Below are 2,034 nucleotides of genomic sequence, written 5' to 3'. Positions count from 1 at the left end.
ACCACCACGATGCGGATCATCCTCGGAGTCCTCGCGCCCGACGCGAGCCGCGCAGGAGCGCGCCTACCGGCGGTCGGCGTTGAGCGCCGACATCGCGGCCGAGCAGGAGAAGGTGCGTCGGGCCGACGCGCTGGTGTTCCACTTCCCCCTGTGGTGGTTCGGTCCGCCCGCGATCCTCAAGGGCTGGTTCGACCGGGTGTTCGTCCAGGGGTTCGCCTTCGGGCTCAAGGACGCCGACGGCAACCACCGGCGCTACGGTGATGGCGGCCTGGCCGGGAAGCGGGCTCTGACGGTGACCTCGGTCGGCGCGCGGGCCTCCGGCTTCGGCCCGCGCGGGGTGCACGGCCACATCAACGACGTGCTGTTCCCCCTGCTGCACGGCACCTACTGGTACACCGGTCTGGCGGCCCTGCCGCCCTTCGTGGTCTACGGCGCGGACCGCCTCACCCCGGCCGGGTACGAGCGGACCGCCGCCCGGCTCCGCACCCGCCTCCGGGAGCTGCCGGACGCCGAGCCGCTGCCGTTCCGGTCCGAACGCGGCGGCGACTACGACGCGGACCTGGTCCTGCGTGAGCACCTCGCACCGGGCCGCACCGACCTGGGAGCCCACTACGCGTCGGCGGCGGACCGGGCGCGGAAGGTGCGGCGGTAGGCGCTCGGGGAGACGCCGAGCGCTGCCTGGAGGTGCATGCGCAGCGAGGCCGAGGTGCCGAACCCCGCGTCGGCCGCGACCCGGTCCACCGGCAGGTCGCTCGTCTCCAACAGGTGCCTGGCCCGCTCCACCCGCTGCCGGGTGAGCCACACCTGGGGGCTCAGGCCGACCTCCTCACGGAACCGGCGGGTGAACGTCCGCACGCTCATCGACTCCCGGTCGGCCAACTCGGCGAGCGTCAGCGGCCGGTGCAGGTGCCGCAGCGCCCAAGCGCGGGCAGCGGAGGTGGACGACATGCCGGGGGACGGGACCGGGCGCGGGATGAACTGTGCCTGGCCGCCCTCCCGGTGCGGCGGCACCACCGTGCGACGGGCCACCGAGCCGGCCACGTCCGCGCCGAAGTCGCCGCGGACCAGGTGCAGGCACAGGTCGATACCGGACGCCACGCCGGCCGAGGTGAGCACGTCGCCCTCGTCGACGTAGAGCACCTCGGGGTCCAGGTCGACCCCGGGGAAGAGGCGGCGGAACCGGTCGGCGGACTTCCAGTGGGTGGTGGCGCGGCGGCCGTCCAGCAGGCCGGCGGCGGCCAGGACGAAGGCGCCGGTGCAGATGGACGCGATCCGGGCGCCGGGGCGGATCAGTCCGAGGGCGTCGGCGAGCGCCGGGGTCAGCCGCCCCTCGGTCTCCGTCTCGTCCGGTTCGTGGGTGGCGGGGACGAGTACGGTGTCCGCCTCCGCCAGCGCCTGCGGCCCGTGGTCGACCTCCACGGCGAAGTCCGCGTCGGTGCGTACCCGGCCGGGCGTCAGGGTGCAGGTGACGACGGTGTAGAGCGGGTCGCCGTCGGGTCCGACCGCCTGCCGGAACAACTGGTGCACCAGCCCCAGCTCCATCGGCATGACACCGTGCCGGACCAGGACCGCGACCCGGTGAGGGCGCGGGGGCCCGGCCGTGCGTGTGAGGTCGCCGTTCCGGTGCGGGCGGGGCTCCTGGGGCTGGCGCTGGCTCGTCACGGGCGGCTCCCTGCTGCGGTGGCGTAACGGCGGTGTGGCCAGATTCTTTCACCACCTGACATTCTGGCCACTCGTTCCGGGCGGAGCCGGCCCGCAGGCTGGGAGCCATGAACGTGCTGTGGATATTCGCCCACCCCGAGCAGCGGTCACTCAACGGGTCGCTCAGGGACGAGGGCCTGCGGGAACTGACCGCCGCCGGCCATCGGACCCAGGTGTCCGACCTGTACACGATGGGCTTCAAGCCGGTGGTGGACACCGGGGACTTCCCGGAGGACTTCCCACCGGAGCCGGAGCCGGACCCGGACCCGGCCTCGGACCCGGGCTCCGATTCAGGCCGCCGGGCGGCGCCCGGGGGCGCTCCCGGCGCCGGGG

The 2,034-nt window shown here is 74.4% G+C and carries 3 protein-coding genes; 2 read left to right on the top strand and 1 reads right to left on the bottom strand.

Features of this window, described 5'->3' with window-relative positions:
* The coding region (locus ACYVE9_RS24430; protein ID WP_461030062.1) for an NAD(P)H-dependent oxidoreductase at positions 1–652 on the top strand (652 nt) is incomplete at its 5' end.
* Here the strand turns inward: ACYVE9_RS24430 and ACYVE9_RS24425 are convergent.
* On the bottom strand, positions 610–1,548 hold the full coding sequence (locus ACYVE9_RS24425) for a GlxA family transcriptional regulator (RefSeq protein ID WP_461030063.1): 939 nt from the start codon (positions 1,546–1,548) through the stop codon (positions 610–612). The genes ACYVE9_RS24430 and ACYVE9_RS24425 overlap by 43 nt on opposite strands.
* A 221-nt stretch (positions 1,549–1,769) precedes the next feature.
* Between ACYVE9_RS24425 and ACYVE9_RS24420 the strand changes: the two genes are divergently transcribed.
* Positions 1,770–2,034, top strand: a 265-nt coding sequence (locus ACYVE9_RS24420; protein ID WP_461030061.1) for an NAD(P)H-dependent oxidoreductase, incomplete at its 3' end; no start/stop codon positions are given.

The organism is Streptomyces sparsus, assembly GCF_054776295.1.
The sequence above is the reverse complement of the archived record's forward strand: the minus strand, read 5'-3'. Positions and strand labels throughout refer to the sequence as shown.

What these genes read in the sequence shown, in the direction of transcription:
- ACYVE9_RS24425 (WP_461030063.1), bottom strand. Translation starts at nt 1,548, where the DNA reads ATGCCGATGGAGCTGGGGCTGGTGCACCAGTTGTTCCGGCAGGCGGTC.